This is a genomic window from Streptosporangium sp. NBC_01755, from assembly GCF_035917995.1.
Classification (GTDB): Bacteria; Actinomycetota; Actinomycetes; order Streptosporangiales; family Streptosporangiaceae; genus Streptosporangium.
Genome location: NZ_CP109131.1, coordinates 5881502 through 5899888, shown reverse-complemented (window position 1 = coordinate 5899888; position 18387 = coordinate 5881502). Strand labels below are relative to the sequence as shown.

The 18387-nt window shown below is 70.6% G+C and carries 18 protein-coding genes; 1 reads left to right on the top strand and 17 read right to left on the bottom strand.

What is annotated here, in order from left to right; all coding sequences use genetic code 11:
- The 15 genes from OG884_RS28105 to fabG are packed head-to-tail and all read right to left on the bottom strand — an operon-like array spanning window position 1 to window position 13439.
- The gene (locus tag OG884_RS28105) at window positions 1-945 is read right to left on the bottom strand and encodes an ABC transporter ATP-binding protein (RefSeq protein ID WP_326637799.1); all 945 of its coding nucleotides are present in this window, start codon (window positions 943-945) and stop codon (window positions 1-3) included.
- Window positions 942-2078 carry a right-handed parallel beta-helix repeat-containing protein gene (locus tag OG884_RS28100; protein ID WP_326637798.1) on the bottom strand — a complete coding sequence of 379 codons (1137 nt, stop codon included), beginning with the start codon at window positions 2076-2078 and terminating at the stop codon, window positions 942-944. Before OG884_RS28100 ends, OG884_RS28105 begins: the two co-directional genes overlap by 4 nt.
- Window positions 2078-2590 (bottom strand): 4'-phosphopantetheinyl transferase superfamily protein, encoded by a 513-nt coding sequence (locus OG884_RS28095; protein ID WP_326637795.1) that lies wholly within the window; start codon window positions 2588-2590, stop codon window positions 2078-2080. The genes OG884_RS28100 and OG884_RS28095 overlap by 1 nt, the downstream gene beginning before the upstream one ends.
- Window positions 2587-3414, bottom strand: a complete 828-nt coding sequence (locus tag OG884_RS28090; RefSeq protein WP_326637793.1) for an alpha/beta fold hydrolase — start codon at window positions 3412-3414, stop codon at window positions 2587-2589. The genes OG884_RS28095 and OG884_RS28090 overlap by 4 nt, the downstream gene beginning before the upstream one ends.
- A 13-nt stretch (window positions 3415-3427) precedes the next feature.
- Window positions 3428-4276: an ester cyclase gene (locus OG884_RS28085; protein ID WP_326637791.1), complete on the bottom strand. Its 849-nt coding sequence runs from the start codon at window positions 4274-4276 to the stop codon at window positions 3428-3430.
- Between the two features lie 26 nt (window positions 4277-4302).
- A complete protein-coding gene (locus OG884_RS28080) occupies window positions 4303-4734 on the bottom strand; it encodes a phosphopantetheinyl transferase (RefSeq protein WP_326637790.1) in 432 nt (143 codons plus the stop codon).
- Window positions 4731-5636, bottom strand: coding sequence for an ACP S-malonyltransferase (locus tag OG884_RS28075; protein ID WP_326637788.1), 906 nt, complete (start codon window positions 5634-5636; stop codon window positions 4731-4733). The genes OG884_RS28080 and OG884_RS28075 overlap by 4 nt, the downstream gene beginning before the upstream one ends.
- A gap of 27 nt (window positions 5637-5663) precedes the next feature.
- On the bottom strand, window positions 5664-6545 hold the full coding sequence (locus OG884_RS28070) for an alpha/beta fold hydrolase (protein ID WP_326637786.1): 882 nt from the start codon (window positions 6543-6545) through the stop codon (window positions 5664-5666).
- Window positions 6542-7783 carry an FAD-dependent oxidoreductase gene (locus OG884_RS28065; protein WP_326637784.1) on the bottom strand — a complete coding sequence of 414 codons (1242 nt, stop codon included), beginning with the start codon at window positions 7781-7783 and terminating at the stop codon, window positions 6542-6544. The genes OG884_RS28070 and OG884_RS28065 overlap by 4 nt, the downstream gene beginning before the upstream one ends.
- A complete protein-coding gene (locus OG884_RS28060) occupies window positions 7780-8523 on the bottom strand; it encodes a nitroreductase family protein (protein WP_326637781.1) in 744 nt (247 codons plus the stop codon). The genes OG884_RS28065 and OG884_RS28060 overlap by 4 nt, the downstream gene beginning before the upstream one ends.
- Complete coding sequence (locus OG884_RS28055; protein WP_326637779.1) at window positions 8520-10796, bottom strand: beta-ketoacyl-[acyl-carrier-protein] synthase family protein; 2277 nt, start codon at window positions 10794-10796, stop codon at window positions 8520-8522. The genes OG884_RS28060 and OG884_RS28055 overlap by 4 nt, the downstream gene beginning before the upstream one ends.
- Window positions 10797-10824: 28 nt before the next feature.
- Window positions 10825-11889, bottom strand: a complete 1065-nt coding sequence (locus OG884_RS28050) for an aminomethyltransferase family protein (protein WP_326637777.1) — start codon at window positions 11887-11889, stop codon at window positions 10825-10827.
- Between the two features lie 3 nt (window positions 11890-11892).
- Entirely contained in the window at window positions 11893-12369 is a 477-nt protein-coding gene (fabZ, locus tag OG884_RS28045) for a 3-hydroxyacyl-ACP dehydratase FabZ (protein WP_326637776.1), read from the bottom strand.
- Window positions 12366-12662, bottom strand: coding sequence for an acyl carrier protein (locus OG884_RS28040; protein WP_326637773.1), 297 nt, complete (start codon window positions 12660-12662; stop codon window positions 12366-12368). Before OG884_RS28040 ends, fabZ begins: the two co-directional genes overlap by 4 nt.
- A 48-nt stretch (window positions 12663-12710) precedes the next feature.
- Entirely contained in the window at window positions 12711-13439 is a 729-nt protein-coding gene (gene fabG / locus OG884_RS28035; protein WP_326637771.1) for a 3-oxoacyl-ACP reductase FabG, read from the bottom strand.
- Window positions 13440-13618: 179 nt separating this feature from the next.
- Here fabG and OG884_RS28030 point away from each other — a divergent pair, with 179 nt between their 5' ends.
- Window positions 13619-15232: an FAD-dependent monooxygenase gene (locus OG884_RS28030; RefSeq protein WP_326637770.1), complete on the top strand. Its 1614-nt coding sequence runs from the start codon at window positions 13619-13621 to the stop codon at window positions 15230-15232.
- Here the strand turns inward: OG884_RS28030 and OG884_RS28025 are convergent.
- Both OG884_RS28025 and OG884_RS28020 read right to left on the bottom strand, forming a co-directional pair.
- The gene (locus OG884_RS28025) at window positions 15148-16734 is read right to left on the bottom strand and encodes an AfsR/SARP family transcriptional regulator (RefSeq protein ID WP_326637768.1); all 1587 of its coding nucleotides are present in this window, start codon (window positions 16732-16734) and stop codon (window positions 15148-15150) included. The two genes, OG884_RS28030 and OG884_RS28025, sit on opposite strands and share 85 nt — an antisense overlap.
- Window positions 16734-17927: a macrolide family glycosyltransferase gene (locus OG884_RS28020; protein ID WP_326637767.1), complete on the bottom strand. Its 1194-nt coding sequence runs from the start codon at window positions 17925-17927 to the stop codon at window positions 16734-16736. Before OG884_RS28020 ends, OG884_RS28025 begins: the two co-directional genes overlap by 1 nt.
- Between the last annotated feature and the right edge of the window lie 460 nt (window positions 17928-18387).

The window sequence follows — 18387 nt, the reverse complement described above, 5'->3', positions numbered from 1 at the left end:
TCAGTCCCGCAGCTTGTTGCCGGTGAGGTGCAGGAACGCGGCCTCAAGGTCGGGTTCGACGACCTCGACGGCCGTCACGACGGCGATGCCCCGCACCGCGGCGATGAGGGTGGGCAGCAGGTGACTTCCCTCGTTGACGATCAGCCGGATGGACGAGGTACCCGTCCGCACCGCCTCGGTGACCCCCTCCACCTCGCGCAGCTTGCCGGTCGCGACATCCAGGTCGCCGTCGAGGACGAGCTCGACCCGGTCCGCGCTACCGAGGGTGGAGACGAGTTCCTTGCGGGTGCCCTCGGCGATGACCTTGCCGTGGTCGATGATCCCGACGCGCTTGCAGACCCGCTCGACCTCCTCCATGTAGTGCGAGGTGTACAGCAGGCTCATGCCGTCGGCCACCAGTTGCTCGACCCCGTCCAGGATGGCCTTGCGGCTCTGCGGGTCCACCCCGACGGTCGGCTCGTCCAGGATGAGCACCTCGGGCCGGTGCAGCAGGGCGGCACCGATGTTGATCCGGCGCTTCATCCCGCCCGAGTAGGTGTCGATCTTTCCGTCCGCCCGATCCGACAGGCCGACGAAGTCGAGCACCTCGTCGATCCGCTTCGCCAGCTCCCGCCGGGGCAGCCCGTAGAGCCTGCCGAAGAAGCGCAGGTTCTCCCTGCCGGTCAGGTCGGGGTAGAGCGCGATCTCCTGCGGGACGTAACCGATCTTCGCCTTCGCCGCGAGCGGATCGGTCGCGAGATCGTGGCCACAGACCCGTACGCTTCCCGCATCCGGCTGCAGCAGGCCCACCAGCATGGAGATCGCGGTGGTCTTACCCGCCCCGTTGGGACCGAGCAGGCCGTATGCCTCGCCCTTCTCGATGAAGAAGCCGACGTCCTGTACGGCGAGGATGTCGCCGTACCGCTTGCTCAGACCCGCACAGCTCAGGGTGGCCGTGGCCGTCATCGGGTCTCCCCGGCGGCGCAGCCCTCGATCAAGTCGGGCACGGCGGCACAGCCCTCGATCAAGTCGGGCACGGCGGCACAGCCCTCGATCAAGTCGGGCGCGGTGGCACAGCCCTCGATCGAGTCGGGCGCGGTGGTGTTCGCCACGTTGTTGGCGAAACCCTGCCGGGTGAAGTCGGCGTCGACCTGGACGTCGAGCGGGGTGTTGCCGGTGATCCGGTTCCAGGAGATGTGGTTGTCCAGGGACTCGTCGCCTCCCCAGTCCTTGGACGATCCCAGGACGAACGCCCCGCCCATGACCGAGGGGCCGCTCGGGTGGTTGTCGTGGATCCGGTTTCCCACCACGGTGACGCGGTGGGCGCCGATCACGGCGAGGCCCACCCCGGAGATCGGCGGGCCCGCGTCGCCGAGGCCGTTCGGGTTGCCCTCCCCGCTGAGCAGCCCGTTGCCGCGGAGCTCGTTCTCCGAGACGAGGCAGTCGTTCACCCCGCCCGGCAGCTCGCCCTCGTAGGTCTGGTTGAGCAGGAGCAGCCCGGCGGAGTTGCCGTGGCAGGTGTTGCGCACCATCCGCGCCTTCGAGGAGTTGTCGACGAAGATCCCGAAGGCGTTGGCGGAGGTCTCGTTCTCCGCGACCAGCGCGTTCGCCTCGGGGCAGAAGCTCAGCGCGATGCCCGCGTACTGGCTCCCCGAGGTCCGGCAGCGCAGCACCTCGACGCCGCCGCACTCGCGGACGTAGATACCCCAGAAGTCGTTGTCCCGCGCCTCGACGTCCTCGACGACGAGGCCCTGGACCGTGTGCGCGTAGACGCCGGATCCGGAGAAGCCGTGCACCGCCAGCCCGCGTACGGTGACGTCGCGGATGCCGTCGCCGTGCACGCTGATGCCGCTGACGACGTCTTCCGACGCGTCGTGCAGTTGCGGGATGCCCGCGGCCACCACGTCACCGGGAACCAGCCGGGTCAGCTCCGGCCCCTCACCGACCAGGGTGACCCCGCTGTACCTGATCCACAGGCTCTCGGCGTAGCCGCCCTCCGTCAGGCGGATGGTCGCGCCCGGCCCCGCCTCGTCGAGCGCCCGCTGGATCGACTCTCCGGGTTTGACGAAGGTCTCCCCCTTCGCCTGGACAAGCGACATCACAATGCTCCCTTGGAATCGACGGTCACTATCGCCAGCGCGACGAGCAGTCCCGCGCCGAGGCCCCACCGGGCCGCACCGGCCACCGGGGCGTCGTTCTCCTGCGGCGCCAGCCGGGCCAGGGCTGCGCGGCGGCTGGCGCCCCTGATGGTGTACGACGCGCCCGTGGTCAGCGTCAGCTCGATGGACGCGCCCGTGGTCAGCGTCAGCTCGATGGACGCGCCCAGGGCCGACGCCGCCTCGGCCAGCAGCGGGGCGGCCCACCGCTGCTCCTCGCCCCGCTCCTCGAAGTCGTGCCAGTCGAAGCCGGCCGCCCTGCCGCCCACCGCCTTGATGAAGCTCTCCTTGACCGCGAACGAGGCGGCGTCCGCGAGGGGCGAGCCCGCGTGCAGTTCCCGCTCGGCGGGTGTGGTGACCCGCCTGCCGTAGGCGGCGCCGCCGTCGGAGACGGTCCTGCCGATCCGGTCCGCCTCCACGATGTCCACGCCCACCAGGACCGCGGAACGGGTCACGCGGGCGCCCCGGCCGCTGCGGCCGCCGCGTCGAAGGGTGCCAGGAAGCGGTCGAGGTGGACCGAGTACTCGTCGGCGCGCTCGACCATGGGGATGTGCCCGCACTCCCCGACCAGCACCATCTCGTGCTGCGGGTAGTCGGCGAGGGCCCTCACCCAGGCGCCGGCCGGGGTCATCCGGTCGTACTCCCCCCACACGTACATCGACGGGCAGGTCACCTTGTCCATGGCCGGCAGCACCTTGTAGACGCGGGTGGCCTTGATGCTGCGGGCCATGCTCACCATCGCGGGCGGGTGCCGCAGCAGGGTGGCGGTGTCCTCCAGTTGCTCCTCGGTGAAGAGCGGCTCGCCGTGGAACAGGGCGCCCAGCATGCGGTCGCGGAACTCCTCGCCCGCGGGTTGCACGCTGGCCCTGCGGTCGAAGCTCAGGCCGACGTCGGGGTCGGGGGTCAGCCCCGGGGCCCCGCTCACCACGATGCCGCGCACCCGCTCGGGGAAGCGGCCCGCCAGGTCGATCGCCACCAGGCCGCCGAGGGAGTTGGCGCAGATGATGACGTCCTTGACCCCCACGGCGTCACAGACATCGAGCAGCACGTCCCCAAGTCGTTCGATCGAGCCGACCACCTTGCTGTCGAGCGCGCAGATGGGCTCGTTGGTACGCAGCACCGGCCAGCCCGCGCTCTCCAGCCGCCGGTAGGGATGATCCCAGATCCAGCCTCCGGCGAACAGGGCGGACATGAACACGATCGTTGGCCGGTCGCCGTCGTCAAGCCGGTGCTCGGCGGTGAAGGGGGACCAGGGGCCCGGAGAGGATGGGGTGGACACGATAGAACTCCAGTCACAATAGGGATTCGCGCTCGGGTACCCAGCCGCATCCGCAGGCCGCGCCCTCGTCCGTGGAGAAGACGGTCTCGCAGTCGGGACAGCGAGCGTATTCGCGGACGGCGGCCGGCAGCCAGATGCTGGTGAGCACCCGGGTGCACAGCCCGCCCTTGAAGAAGCGCCGCATCGCCCGCTGGTGGGGCCTGCCGTGCACGGCGCGGACGGACTCCGGGCGGTCGAAGGCGCTCAGGGTGAACTTGCGCCTGCCGATGTCGAAGGTCGAGGCGCCGAGGAATCCCTTCGAGGCGCGCAACGCCTTGACGACCTCCGCGCTGAGCAGGTCGGCCTCGGCCGCCTGCGCGCCGTCGTCGATCTCCAGCCAGGTCAGTGCCAGGGCGCCGGGGCGTGCGGTACGCCCCAGGGTGGTCCGCGAGCTCACCCCGAACTGCCGGTCCTCGTCGGCCTCGGGCACGAACCTCGCCTCGAATCCCAGCGCGGCGGCGACGGCCAGCCGGTCGAAGCACCGCTGGACGCGCACGGTCTCACCATCCCTGACCAGCAGGTCGGTCCCGGTGACGCGGACGGATCGGCCGACGGCGGGCATGGCCAGGTAGGGGGCACGGTGGTCGGCCTCCAGCGTCCAGGAGAGCACGGCCGTCTCCTCGGTGACGGCCAGGTGCTCGATGTGAAACCGCAGGTTGCCGAACCGGGCCAGCACCTCGCCGGCGTGGGCGGCCAGCGCGTCCCCGCTCAGCGGGCCCGCCGTGTCCGGATCGTCGAAGGCGTCCACCGACGCGGCCACGGCCTCGGCGTCCCCGCTCTGCCAGGCCTTCAGGTGGCTTTCCGCGATCTGTCGCATGTCCATGTCAGGCCTCATCGTCAAACCCATCGTCAAACCCCATCGAGGTGGTCGTCTTCGGGGAGCCGCGCCGAGATCAGCGCGACCGCCAGCGCGTGGGCGGCGGTGTGACTGATGGATATCCGGATCCGCTCCCTGTCCCCCGCCGCGTCGGCGAGGGCACCGCTCAGCCGTACGGCGGGCGGGTGCCCGTGCAGGCAGACGGCACTCCGGGAGCACATCGGGGTGGGCCGGGGCAGCACCTCCGCCTGGCCGAGATGCTCGGCGGTCTCCGCGACGTCCAGCAGGCGCAGCACCGCCCGCTTGGCGGCGAGGCGCCCCGCCCAGTGCTGGAGGGTGCGGCCGGTCCCCGACCGGAGCCGCTCGCCGCGGGTGTAGACCTCCTCCAGCCGCATCTCGCCGAGGAGTTCCTTCGGCCGGGAGAGTCCGGCGAAGGTGACCATGGCGCAGCCCCACCGGCTCACGCGCCCCGCTCCTGGGCCAGCCGGCGCGGCGTTCCGGGGTCGGTCATGCTCAGGCAGCGGGCGCCGACGCCGCGGGACAGCCCGGTGAGCACCTTGCTGTCGCCCACCTCGACGCAGAGGGTGGTCGTGGTGGTCCTCCGCACGGTCTCGGTCCACCGCACCCGCTCGGTGAGCTGGGTGATCAGCGCCTCCCTGATCAGGTCCAGGTCCATCGTGGGTTCGGCGGTGACGTTGGGGACGAGTGGGACGCGGGGAGGCGCCATCGGCGCGGCGCGCACCGCCTCCCGCCAGCCGGGTACGGCCGGGGCCATCAGCGGGGAGTGGAAGGCGTTGCCGACCTGGAGCGGCACGATCTTGCGGGCGCCGCTCGCCAGCTTGCCCAGCCGCTCGATCGCGGGCAGGGCACCGGAGACCACCACGTGGCCCGGCGCGTTCTCCAGTCCCACGACGAGCGGCTCGTCCGCGGTGGCCGCCTCGGCTGCCAGCGCCTCGACCTCCTCGACCGCCAGCCCCATGACCGCGCTCATCCCGCCCGTCACCCCGACCTCGGCCATCAACCGGGAACGGATCTCCACCAGCCGGAGCGTGCCCGCCAGGTCGAGCACGCCGGCCGCGTACAGCGCGCTGAGCTCGCCGACGCTGTGCCCCGCGACCAGGCCGGGTTCGTGCCCGTCGGCGCGCAGCACGGCCAGCGCCGCCAGGTTGCACACGGTCACCGCCGGCTGGGCGTGCTCGGTGGCGACCAGGCGGTCCAGCGGTCCCTTGGCGCAGAGCGGTGAGATCGGCTGCTCAAGCGACTCGTCCGCCTGGGCGAACACCTCCGCGGCCACCGGCTTGCGGCGCAGCCAGGCGCCCATGCCGACGCGGACCGTGCCCTGTCCGGGAAACAGGAACCCGAGCATGAGATCCCCCTTCTCCGACTCACTCGGCTAGAGCCGCCGCCTGCGGCGGTTGGCCGCCTCGGCCGGCTTCTCGGTGCCCAGGAAGCCGATCAGCAGCTTGTTGACCTGCTCGGGGGCGTCGAGGGGGATCCAGTGGCCGGCGTCCTCGATCCGCTCGTAGCGCCAGGGGCCCTTGACGTACTTGGCGGAGCCGGTCATGCCCTCCTCCATCATGGCCTTGTCACCGGCCGACCAGATGCCCAGCGTGGGGGCGAGCACCGGCGGGAAGGGCCGCTCGGGGCGGAGTTCGGACTCCGGTGAGCGGTTGGCCCGGTACCAGTTCAGGCCGGCGGTCAGCGCACCCGGGCGGGCGAGGTCGCGCAGGTAGCGGGTGTGGTCGCCGTCGCGGCCCATGATCTGCTTGAACAGCCGCCACCCGTTGCGGCGCAGCAGCGCCTCGCTCACCCCGGGGAACTGGTAGAAGAGCATGTACCAGGAGGCCGCCCGCTGCTCCAGCGTCGGGGTGGAGAACACCCCCGGGTGGCCGACCGACAGCACGGCCAGGTGGTCGACCCTGCGGGGCATCAGGAACGAGTACATCCACGCGATGGCCGCGCCCCAGTCGTGGCCGACCAGGTGCGCCTTGCGGATGCCCAGTGCCAGGGTCAGCTCGACGACGTCGTTGACGATCGTCTGCATGTCGTAGGCTTCGACCTCCTGCGGCTTGCCGGACTCGCCGAACCCTCTCAGGTCCGGTGCGATGACCCGGAAGCCCGCCTCGACCAGCGCCGGGATCTGGTGGCGCCACAGGTAGGAGGAGTCCGGGAATCCGTGCAGCAGGACCACCGGATCGCCCTCGCCCTGGTCGGCGAACGCGATGTCGACGCCGTTGACGTGCAGCGTCCTGTTGACCAACGATTCCATGCTCATGCGGTCTCCCTAAACAGCCGTTCGGCGAAGAACTCACTGAAGCCGAACTCCGGCACATCCTCCGGGGGCACCATGTTCAACAGCCCCGTCACCTGCAGTGCGATGTTCTGCGACATCAACCGGCGGGCGCGCCTGCGCCGCTCGGTGGCCTCGGGCCCGAACTCCGCGTACAGCTTGCCGATGATGGCCGCGCCGAAGTTCAGGCGCTCCATCCGCGCGTTGCGCTCCTTCAGGTAGGGGTCGAAGGCGCCCACCGACCAGTCGTCGTTCTGCAGCAGGATGTCGGCGACGGTCCTGGCGTCGCGCATGCTGCACGACAGGCCGGTGCCCAGCACGGTGTCGCCGTTTCCCGCCTCGTCGCCGATCAGCACGACGCCCTCGGTCAGCGGCGGCCCGTCGGGGATGAGCGTCATCGACGGCCAGATCGCCAGCGGCCCCGCGGGGATCGCCTGGGTCACCATCTTGCCCCGGTCGGGCAGGCAGTTGAGCTCGAAGGCGTTCAGGAAGTTCCGCACCGCGTCGGGCCCGCGGTAGCGGTGCCGGATGCCGGTCGCGAGGTTGAGATAGAGCCGCGCCCGGCCGAAGCCCTGCGGGAACACCATGAACATGACATCGCCCTCGGTGCCCATCGCCTGCACGTCGGAGGGCCAGTCGTCCAGTCCCTCGACCGTCATGCCGCCGCCCCAGTGGTGCACGGAGCCGCTCATCGAGACACCGATCTGCCGGCCGACGATGCCGACCCGCCCGGTGGCGCCGAGCACCATCCTGGTCCTGATCTCGTGCTCGGTGCCGTCGCCCCAGTAGGTGACCCTCGGCTCCGCGCCGGGGGTGACCTTGATCCGGCCCGCGTCCATCACCAGCCTGGCGCCGTGGTCCGCCGCCTGCGCCGCCATCAGCTCGCACACCGTGTGGTGCGGGAACGACTGCGGGCCGCCGATCTCGGGCATCGACCTGGTCATGTCGACGGCCTCGACCTCGTCCGCGGGCACGGCCTCGTCCCAGGTCATCCACTCGCGGATCTCCCAGGCGCCGCCCGCCGCGAAGCAGTCGGCGACACCGAGCAGCTGGGCCTCCCTGACGCCCCAGGGCGCCAGCCACTCGCCGCGCACCAGGTCCTGGTAGACCTTCTGCTTCTCCAGCAAGACGACCGACAGGCCACCCGCGGCCAGCTTGCTGGCCGCGGACGCGCCCGCGATTCCGCCACCGACGACAACGACGTCGGCGTACTCAACGGTCATGCCTGCCACCCCTCCCAATACGTACGTTCTCTGGCTCGGTACCGCTTCGCCGGTCGGAAGTCGGTACCGATCGTGTAGGCGACCGGCACCATGCACACCTGGGTGACCCCGGACGGGATGTTGAGCAGTTCGCCCACCTGCCGCTCGAACGGCACGTGCATGCAGGTGATCGTGCTGCCAAGGCCCCGGCTGCGCAGTGCCAGCTGGAAGGACCAGATCGCCGGGAAGATCGAGCCGTAGAAGGTGCTCGCCCGCATGGCGCCGAGGCGGACGTCGTACCCGCCGTCGTCCGCGGGCTTGGCCGCCACCCGCCGCTCCCACTCGGCGTCGATGGCGGCGATGTCCGGCGGCCGGCCGAGCACGCAGGGGATGACCAGGACGGGCACCCTGGCGATCCCCTCGGCCAGCGCGGTCACCGAGGCGTTGTTCCGCCGCGCCGCCTCGCTGTTCCTTCTGCGGCCGGCACTGGTCCATACGTCGTTGCGGTGGAAGTTCCAGGAGACCCGCATCATCTCGGCGAGCTTCTCCTTGATGGCGGGCTCGGTGACCACCAGCCAGCGCCAGTGCTGCTGGTTGTTGGCGGTCGGGGCTTGGACGGCGACCTCCAGGGCCTCCTCCACCACCTCGCGCGGCACCGGCCGGTCAAGGTCGAGCCGCCGCCGGACGGACCGGGTGGTGGTCAGCAGCCGATCGGTCTCCAGGACGTCGAACGGCGTGCCGGCCTCCTGGTCCGGTCTCATGTCATCGCCCCCAGCAGGACGGCTCCGCGCACCGAGTCGGCCGCCGCGGTCAGCACCAGCGCTTGACCGACCGGTTCCGACAGGTGCGGCTTCCTGACGTAGGACTCCACCCCGCCCGCGTACGGCCGCTCAAGGCCGTGCAGCGCGGGGGCGATCCCGTCGCGGATCGCCAGGGCCGCCACGGCGAGGTTCATCGCGCCCGACGCCGCCTGGCAGTCACCGGTCTGCCCGACCGAGGTGGTGAGCAGGCCGTCCGGCACCAGTTCGAGCAGGACCGACGCCTCGTCGGCGTCGTACCGGCCACCGGTGCCCGCGCCGACGACCAGACCGACCCGCTCCGCGGGCACACCCGCCAGGCTGCGCCTGATCGACTCCCGCTCGCCCTGCTCCCCGGTGCCGGCGTGGCCGCTGCCCAGGATTCGCGCGTACCCGCGTCCCCCGCGTGCGGCGCAGTGCTCGGCCGACTCCACCAGGACGGCCACGGCCGCGGATCCGGGAACGGACCCCGTGCGCTCCCGGTCGTAGGGGGTGACCACCGTGTCTCCGGCGTCCCCGGCGGCCGTCGCCGTCGTCTCGTCCGCCGCCACCACCAGCACCACGTCCGCCTTGCCGGCCTTGATCATCTCGACCGCGCAGTCCAGCGCGATCGAGGCCGAGGCCTCGCCGTTGCAGATCGTGGTGGTCGGGCCGCGCAGTCCCAGGGTCTGGCAGACCGCGCCGCCGGTGGCGTTCAGCACGACGTTGGAGAAGCTCAGCACGGCCGGCTTGTTCGGGTCGACCGCGACGCTCTCGTCGAATCCGCCGGTGCTCTCCACCGAGCCCGCCGCGGTCGCGAAGATCAGCCCGACGTTGTCCAGCGCCGCCCTGGGCAGCTTGATCCCGGCGTCCTCCCAGGCCAGCCGGGAGGCCGCGATCGCCATCCTGGACAGGTGGTTCATGTGCCGCCAGAGCGAGCGGGGCGCGAACGTCCGCCCCTCCAGCGAGGGCGCCCGGCCGGCGGCCTGGCGGCCTTCCGCGATGGCCTCGGCCAGTTCGGCGATCCCGGTGCCCAGCCCGCTGACCGGGCCCAGCCCGCTGATCACGACCGGCCGGTCGGGGAACTCCTCGTACTCGCGCTCGCCACCCGGGACGGTCAGCGCGAGCGCGACGTTGTTGCCGCCGAAGGCGTAGTTGTTGGAGACCACGGTCTCGATCGGCAGCTGCCTGGCCACGTTGGGCACGAAGTCCAGGTCCGTCGTGACCTCGGTGTCGAAGCCGATGGTCGGCGGCGCCATGCCGTGCTGGAGTGCCAGCACGCCGGCGACCGCCTCGACCGCGCCGGCCGCGCCCAGGGTGTGGCCGATGAAGGACTTGATGCTGCTGGTGGGCACCTGCGGCGCGCGGTCACCGAAGACCGCCCGCATCACCTTGACCTCCATCGCGTCGTTGGCCGGCGTCCCGGTGCCGTGACCGCTGACGTAACTCACGTCGCCGGTGCTCATGCCCGCGTCGGCCAGCGCCCGGCGTACCGCGCTCGCGCCGCCTCGCCCGGTGGGGTCGGGCGCGGTCGCGTGGTAGGCGTCCGCGGACAGCCCGTACCCGGCGACCTCGGCCAGTGGGGTCGCCCCCCTGGCCAGCGCCCGGTCCAGCGGTTCGAGCAGCAGGAAGGCCGCGCCCTCGCCGAGGTTGAGACCGTCGGAGCGGCTGTAGGGCGCGCAGGGGCCGGTGCTGAGCGCCTGCAGCCCGGCGAATCCGGCGTAGGTCCCGAACAGCAGCGGGTCTACGCCACCGGCCAGCACCACGTCCGCCTCGCCGGTGAGGATCTTGTCCTTGGCCAGGCCGACGGCGTTGCCGCCGGCCGCGCACGCGGTCGACACCAGGATGCGCGGCCCGCGCATGCCCAGCCGCCCGGCCACCACGTCGCCGGTGCGGTGCATGGGCTGGTAGCGGCCCGCCGCGTCGGGGGTCGCCTGGCACTTGCCGAGCACCAGCCCGAACCGGTCGGCCTCGATGTCGTCCGCCGACAGCCCCGCCTGGCCGATGGCCTGACGTGCCGCGATGAGGGCCAGCTGGGCGGTGCGGTCCAGGGCGGCGTCGGAGTCCGGCAGTTGCCCGGTGATCCACTCCGCGGGGACCTGGCCCGCGTACCTGGCGGTGAACACGGCGAACGCCTCGTCGTCTACCGGGGTGACACCACCCTGGCCGGACATGAGCCGCAGCCAGAACTCGGTCGGGTCACGGCCGATGGCGCAGATGACACCCAGACCGGTGATGACGACGGGGCGCGACGCCATGCTTACTCCTTCTCCGGCGATCAACCGATCAGATGATCGGGATGCTCCAGCTCTTGGGCGTGATGTAGGGGCTGGTCAGCGTGGTGACCTCGGCGTCGCCGATGGTGAACGGCAGGCCCGCCGCGGCGAACTCCGCGTCCACCCGCACCAGGCCGAGCGTGGTGTCCAGCCCGAGGCTGTGCACCGCGTACACCACCTCGCCGATGTCCTGACCGGCGGCCAGGACCCGGGTGCCCGGCTCGGGGATCGACTCGCCACCGCTGAAGCCGAGGGTCCGGCGGCCGACGGGGCCGTTGAACGCCTCCAGCACCGCGTCCCTGCCGATGAACGACTCCTTGGTGATGTCGACGAGCCAGTTGGCGCCGCCCTCGATGATGCCGACCCCGTCGTTCGCCTCGTGACGGATCACCGGCTGCCGGACCTCCAGCATGGCGATCTCCAGCACCTCGTGACCGGCGGGCACCGCCTGCTCCAGCGACTGCCTCCACAGCTCGGCGGCCGACTCGGCGGGCACGATCATCTGGTAGCCGTACTCGCTGGTGAACCCGGTCCGACCGAACACGATGTCCACGCCGTTCCAGGTCGTGTCCGCCACGGCCTCGAACGGCAGCGAGGCCAGCTCGCTGTCGATCAGCCGGCCCACCACGCCCCAGGCGTAGGGGCCCTCCAGACCCAGGATCGTCAGCTCGGCGGAGCGGTCGACGATGTCGACGCCCTCGTCGTTGTGCTTCTGCAGGTGCTCCAGCAGGCGCGGTCCGGCACCGCAGGAGCTCTCCAGGAACATCCCGTTCTCCCGGCCCCACACGACCACCTGGTCGACGATCTGCCCCGACTCGTCCAGGACGAGGCTCATCATGCAGCGCTCGGAGGTCAGGTACTCGACGTCGCGGGCGAGAACCCGCTGCGCGAAGTCGACGGCGCCGTCACCGCTGATCTCGATCAGGCCGAACCCGCTCAGGTCGAGCAGTGCGGCCCGCTCCCTGATGGCCTTGTACTCCTCGGCCGGCGTCGAGAAGCGCAGCGGAACCGTCGCGTCCCGCACCTCGCCGAAGACGGTCTCCTCCGGATGCGCGTTCGCAAGCACGGATTCCATTTCTCACACCTCTCCATGAGTGCTGCCGGCCGCCGGGTCGGCGATCGTGATGATTCCTTCGGCGGCGACGTTTCCGTCCACTCGCGCCGAGACCCGGTACTCCCCGAAGCCTCTGCCGCCCGCGCTTCGCTCCGCGGTCAGGACCAGCTGGTCACCGGGGACGATCCGGCGGCGGAAGCGCATCGACCTGACCCCCGCCAAATAACTGATCTTGCTTGTCCCGGTGAGCGAGAAGACCACTCCGGCGAGCTGGGCCATCGCCTCGATGACCACGACGCCCGGCAGGATCGCCTCGTCGGGGAAATGCCCCTGGAACCAGATCTCGGTCCCGGTGACGTTCTTGATCGCCGTGCCTTTGACGCCCGGCTCGACCTTGTCGACGCGGTCGAGCAGCAGCATCGGCCAGCGATGCGGGATCAGCTCCCTGATCTGGTCGTTGTTCAGGCTGAGCGATTCCCGTGACGACTGGGCAACGGTCATACCGCGGCTGCCGCTCGCAGTTCGGGCTTGATCGTCTCCGCGAGCCGGGACACCGAGCCGAAGACCGCCATCTCGCTGTCGTAGAGGGCCACCCCGAACTCCGCCTCGATGGCGACGTAGAGCTCAAGGATGTCCAGGCTGTCCAGCTCAAGGCCGCGGCCGAACAGGGGCTGGTCGTCGGTGATCCAGTTCGGCTCGATCTCCAGATCCAGCCGGGTCACGATCATCTTCTTGATCTGGTCACACGCCTGCTGACGCTGGGCAGCCCTGGCGCGCAGCTCGTCGATGGTCATCTTTCCTCCGTGCTCGTGCTGTCGAAGCTCGTGCTGTGGATGACAGGCTCACCCCAGGCCGCCGCCGTGGGCGACGATCACCTCGCCGGTGACGTACGACGCCTTCTCCGAGGCGAGGAAGCTCACGATCGACGCGATCTCATCGGGCCGCCCCATCCGGCCTATCCGGATGCGGGACTCGTACTGCTTCCTGATCTGGGCCGGCACGCTGCGGGTCATGTCGGTGGCGACGAACCCGGGTGCCACGATGTTGACCCGGACGCCGTGCGGCGCCGCCTCCTTGGACAGCGCCTTGCTGAAGGCGATGATCGCCCCCTTCGACGCCACGTAGTTCGTCTGGCCGGGGAAACCACCGTCGAGCCCGCTGACCGACGACAGCGTCACGATCGAGCCGCGGCGCTGGTGCTGCATGATCCGGAGGGCCTCCCTGCAGCTCAGGAAGGTGCCTGTGACGTTGACGTCCATCGGCTCGCGGAACTGCTCAAGGCTCATGGCGATGAGATGCCGGTCGCGGGTGATGCCGGCGCTGGTCACCAGCACGTCCAGGCGGCCGTGTTCCGACCGCAGGTCGCGGAAGAGTCGCTGGACCTCCTCCTCCTTGGTGACGTCGGCCCGCACGGCCGTCGCGCTGCCACCCTCCTGCTCGATCTGGGCGACGACGTCCTTGGCGTCCTGTTCGGAGCTCAGGTAGTTGACCACGACGTGAGCGCCTTCCCTGGCCAGATCGAGCGCCACAGCCCGCCCGATTCCGCGCGACCCGCCTGTTACCAGGGCCACGGAGCCTTCGGTAAAGAGCATCCTCGTCTCCAGGGTGTCAGTGGTTCAGTGGTGAGGTGAAATGGAGCCGACCTGTCGTCCGCTTGCAAGGGAAAGGCTACTGAAGGCGGTTTTCACCCCGATATCATCCGGATATCCGGCTATTGACGCTGATGACAGCGGTACGGAACGCTGACGCCATGGACGAGCTCGATGTCGAGGTGTTGATTGTCGGAGGCGGCCCGGTCGGCCTGTCCGCCTCGATCGAGCTTTCGAGGTACGGGATATCCTCACTGCTCGTCGAAAGGCACCAGGGCACCTCCCTATTTCCCAAGGCCCGCCTCATTTCCACCAGGACAATGGAATTGGTCCGGGCGTGGGGAATTCAGGACGAGGTCGAACGCGCGGGACTGCCCCGCGAGGAGACCCTGGCGGTGGGCGTCGGAACGTCGCTGACCGACGACGACTTCCTGCGGGCGGTCGCGCCCCTGCACGAGGACGCCCCGCAGAGCCCGACCTACACCTACATCTGCGCTCAGGACCGTTTCGAGGTGATCCTGCGCGCGCTCGCCGAGGCGCAGCCGGGCGCCGACGTCCGTTTCGACACGACCATGATGGAGATGCGGAAGACCGCCGACGGCGTCGAGGCGGTGGTCGAGTCCGCGGGGGCCCGCCGCCTCGTCCGCGCCCGCTACCTGGTGGCCGCCGACGGCGGCCGGAGCACCACGAGGGACGCGCTCGGCATCGCCATGACCGGTCCTCCCCCGCTGGGCAACATGATCAGCGTCATGTTCGACGCCGACCTGGGGCCGCTGCTCCGCGATCGCCAGGCCGCGCTGTACTTCCTGCTCAGCAACCCGCCGTGCGCGGTGGAGGCGGTGGACAACCGGCGCCGGTGGATGATCCAGACCGGGTACGACCCGGCGCACGGCGGCAGCCCCGACGACTTCACCGAGGAGGTATGCGTCGCGGCGGTGCGGTCCGCGGCGGGCATCCCCGACCTGGCGGTGGACATCGTGGGCATCATGCCCTGGCTCCAGCAGGCCGTGGTCGCCGACGAGTTCCGCAGCGGCCCGGTCTTCCTCGCGGGGGACGCGGCACACGTGGCCACCCCGCAGGGCGGGTTCGGCATGAACTGCGGCATCCAGGACGCGCACAACCTCGGCTGGAAGCTCGCCGCCGTGCTCCGCGGCACCGCGGGGGAGGCGCTGCTCGACACCTACACGCCCGAGCGGCGCCCGATCTCCGACCGTACGGTCACCGAGAGCCTGAACAACGCGCTGATCACCTTCCAGATGATGGAGGGCCGCCTCACCATGCAGGAGTCGATCGACCGGCAGGCGGGCCGGCGCAGCTCGGAGGGCCTGGTGCTCGGCTTCCACTACGACTCCGCCGCCGTCGTCGCGGACGGGACGCCCGCGCCCGAGCCGGCCGACCCCTACCGGACCTACCTGCCGACCGCCCGCCCCGGTCACCGCATGCCCCACGTCTGGCTGTCGCGGCGGGGCGGTCAGGTCTCCACCCTGGACCTGCTGGGCGGCTCGTTCACCCTGATGACGTCCGCGGGCACCGGCTGGGCACAGGCCGCCAAGCAGGCGGCCCAGGACACCGGGGTCGCCGTCACCACCTTGGAGATCTCCGCCGACAACTCGACGGAGCTCACCTCACCGACGTGGGCGGAGGAGTTCGGCGTGGGCACCGCCGGAGCCGTACTCGTCCGCCCCGACGGTCACATCGGCTGGCGCTCCCCCGGCGCGGAGGCGTCGGCGAACGCGCTGACCGACGCCCTGGGCACCATCCTGGCCAGGTCGTAGCCGTCGTAGCCGTCGTAGCCGGCATGGCCGGCGAGCTCGTCGAAGGATCCCCGGTAGGACCCCGAGCAGAGCCGCGCCGCCGCCATCCGCAGGGTCAGCGGGCATCCCGAGGAGCTGACCGCGAGCCTGGTCATCGCCTCCTGCCCGGCCTCCATCCTGGCGGTGCCGACCAGCATCACCGCCAGCGCCCTGGACTCCTCGAACCCCAGCGGCCGGACGAACTCCCGGTGTGCGCCCTGGCGGGCCACGAACTCGTCGAGCGGATCCCGGCTCGTGACGATCACCCGGCAGTGCGCGCCGCCCGGCAGCAGGGGGATGACCTGGGCGCTGTCACGGGCGTTGTCCAGCACGACGAGCAGCCGCCGGTGCGCCGTCCTGCTGCGGTACAGGGCCAGCTTCTCGCTGAGATCCTCCGGGATGGCATGGCCGGCCACGCCGAGCGCGCGCAGGAAACGGTCGGCGACGACACCGGGGGCCAAGGCCGCCGCGCCCTCGTCCCCCTGCAGGTCGGCGAAGAGCTGCCCGTCGGGAAACTGAGCGATCCTGCGGTGCGCCCACCGCAGGGCCAGCGCGGTCTTCCCGAAACCGCCCAGTCCCGTCACGACCACCGTTCCCGGACCGGTCGCCTCCGGGGAGAAGCGGAGCGCGTCGTCCAGGACGGCGAGCTCCGCGACGCGCCCGGCGAACGGCAGGGCCTGCGGCGGAAGCTGGGAGGGGACGACGAACTCCTCCGCCCGCCGCGCCACCGGCACCTCCATCAGCGCGGACTCGTCCCGCAGGATCTGGTCGTGCAACCGCCTCAGCTCCGGGCCGGGTTCGAGCCCGACCTGTTCCACCAGGTGTCGCCGGCCCTCCTGGTAGGTCCGCAGTGACTCGGCGCGACGCCCCGAACGGTACTGGGCCAGCATCAGCTGCGCCCGGGCGCGCTCCCTGAGCGGGTGCTCCTCCACCACGGGAACCAGTTCCGCGATCACCTTGAGGTGGTTGCCGAGTTCGAGCTCCAGCTCCAGGCACGCCTCGATCGCCTCCAGCCGCGACTCCCGCAGCCGGGCCGCGTCGTAGCGCATGCTGTGGATGTCCTCGAACGGGGTTCCCCGCCACAGGGAGAGCGCGTCCCGCAGCACGGCGATCGCGCCCTCCCGATCGCCCCCGGCGGCCTGCCGGCGCGCCCGCGCCACGAGGTCGTCGAAGCGGAGCCTGTCGATCTGCTCGGGGGCCGCCCTGAGCAGGTAGCCGGGGCTCGACGTCATGATGTCGTCCGCCCGGTCCCCCAGCGCCCTGCGCAGCCGCGACACGCAGATGGCGATCTGCCCGCGGGCGCTCTGCGGGGCGTGCCCGCCCCACACCGCCTCGATCAGCCGGTCCACCCCGACGACGCGGCCCGCGTTCAGCACCAGGCTGGCCAGGATCGCGCGCTCCCGGGGGCCGCCGATCCGGAGCTCCTCGCCCTTCCTGAACACCCCGAGCGGCCCCATGATCCGAAACTCGAGTGGTTCACCCATCACTTGATCCGCAGCAGGTACTTCTCAAGCTCGTCGGCGGCCCGCAGAGTGCCGCCCGCGGCATGCAGATCCTTCTGCATCTCCCCCGTGCACCGCTGGATGACCTCGCTGCCCGCCACCTCCAGCACCGCCTGGAGCAGCAGTTCCCCGGTGACCTCCTCCGGCGGGATGGCCCGGCCGAGGTTCAGCTCCTCGATCCGCCGGGCGGCCACCGCGTCGATGGACGACGTCGGGACGACCACCATGGGGCAGCCGGAGTGCAGCGCCTCCATCACGGTGCCCATGCCCCCGTGGGTGACGGCCACCGAGGCGTGCTGGAGCACCTTGTGGTGCGGCATCCACCGGTGCGCCTCGATGTTGGGGGGCAGCGGCCCCAGGTCGGCGGGGTCCATCCCGTCCGCGACCGTGATCACCACGTGCCACGGAACGTCGGTGAAGGTCCGTACGCACATCTGGAAGAAGTCCGGATACTCGTTGAAGACCGCGCCGAACGAGACGAGCGCGACCGGAAGCCCACTGGCCGGCGGCTGCCACTCGCCCAGGAAGTTCCGCTCGCCCAGGCACGGCCCCACGAACGCGAACCGCTCGTCGAAGCTGTCACCGACGTACTGGAAGGACCGCGGCATGTTGACGATGCTGAAGTCCTGGATCTCCCACCACAGCTCCGCGGGCGGGACGTCGACCCCGTGCACGCCGGCCAGGGCGCTGATCCGGGCGAACATGTCGTCCACCCAGCCCGGCATGGACTGCTCGGCCCCGTCGGAGTTGTAGATCGCGTTCAGGTACGAGAAGTTCGCGTTCGACGCGAACATCGGGATGAGCTGGGTCGCGGGCCGGTTCCACTTCCTGGCCAGGATGCGCCCGGCGTAGAGGATGGAGGTGTCGTAGACGATCATGTCGGGGAGGTCGTCGGCCGGGTAGGACTCCAGCGCCGCCAGCATGTCCGCGCTCTCGTCGAGCAGGACCGAGAGCAGGTAGAGCGGGTCGCGCGCCAGGTTCAGGAAGTCCGAGTCCCGGTACTTCGAGTCGTAGCGCAGCGCGGTGGCGCCGGCCTCCTCCACGATGCCCACCATCATGTCTCCGGTCAGATAGGAGACGCGGTTTCCTCTGCGGACCAGCTCCGACACCACGGCCAGGTTGGGGATCACGTGGCCATGGTCGGGATGAACCATGAAGAGGAAATGTTTCGCCATCTGGGAGAATCCTATCTCTGGGATGTCCGACCTGATAAGCACTGATTTCGCGGCAAAAAAACTAGCCCGTCGGCGATAAATCAGTCACTGCGATCTGTCGGCAATGCTAGTTAGGGCCAATTTGGGGCAACACCCCTAACCGTCTTCCGCAGGTGCGTCCGCCCGGGATCGCGTTCACAGCGCGAAAACGGAAAAAGAGCGGCACCCTAGCCGGGTCGCCATTCGCCCGCAACGAACGGCGGCGGAGACTGGGGTGCCGAGCGGAGTTTTAGGGGCACCCCTAGCCTCGATGATTGACGAAGAAGGGCATCCATTCCGCCGCCGGCCCGCCGGCCTCCGCGATCCCGGCACGGACTTCGCGTTCCTCGCATGCTCCACGATCACGGACGGCAAGACGATCGAGTGGGCCGACGGCGAGTGGGCCGACGGCGATCGGGCCGACGGCGAGCGGGTTCGGCGT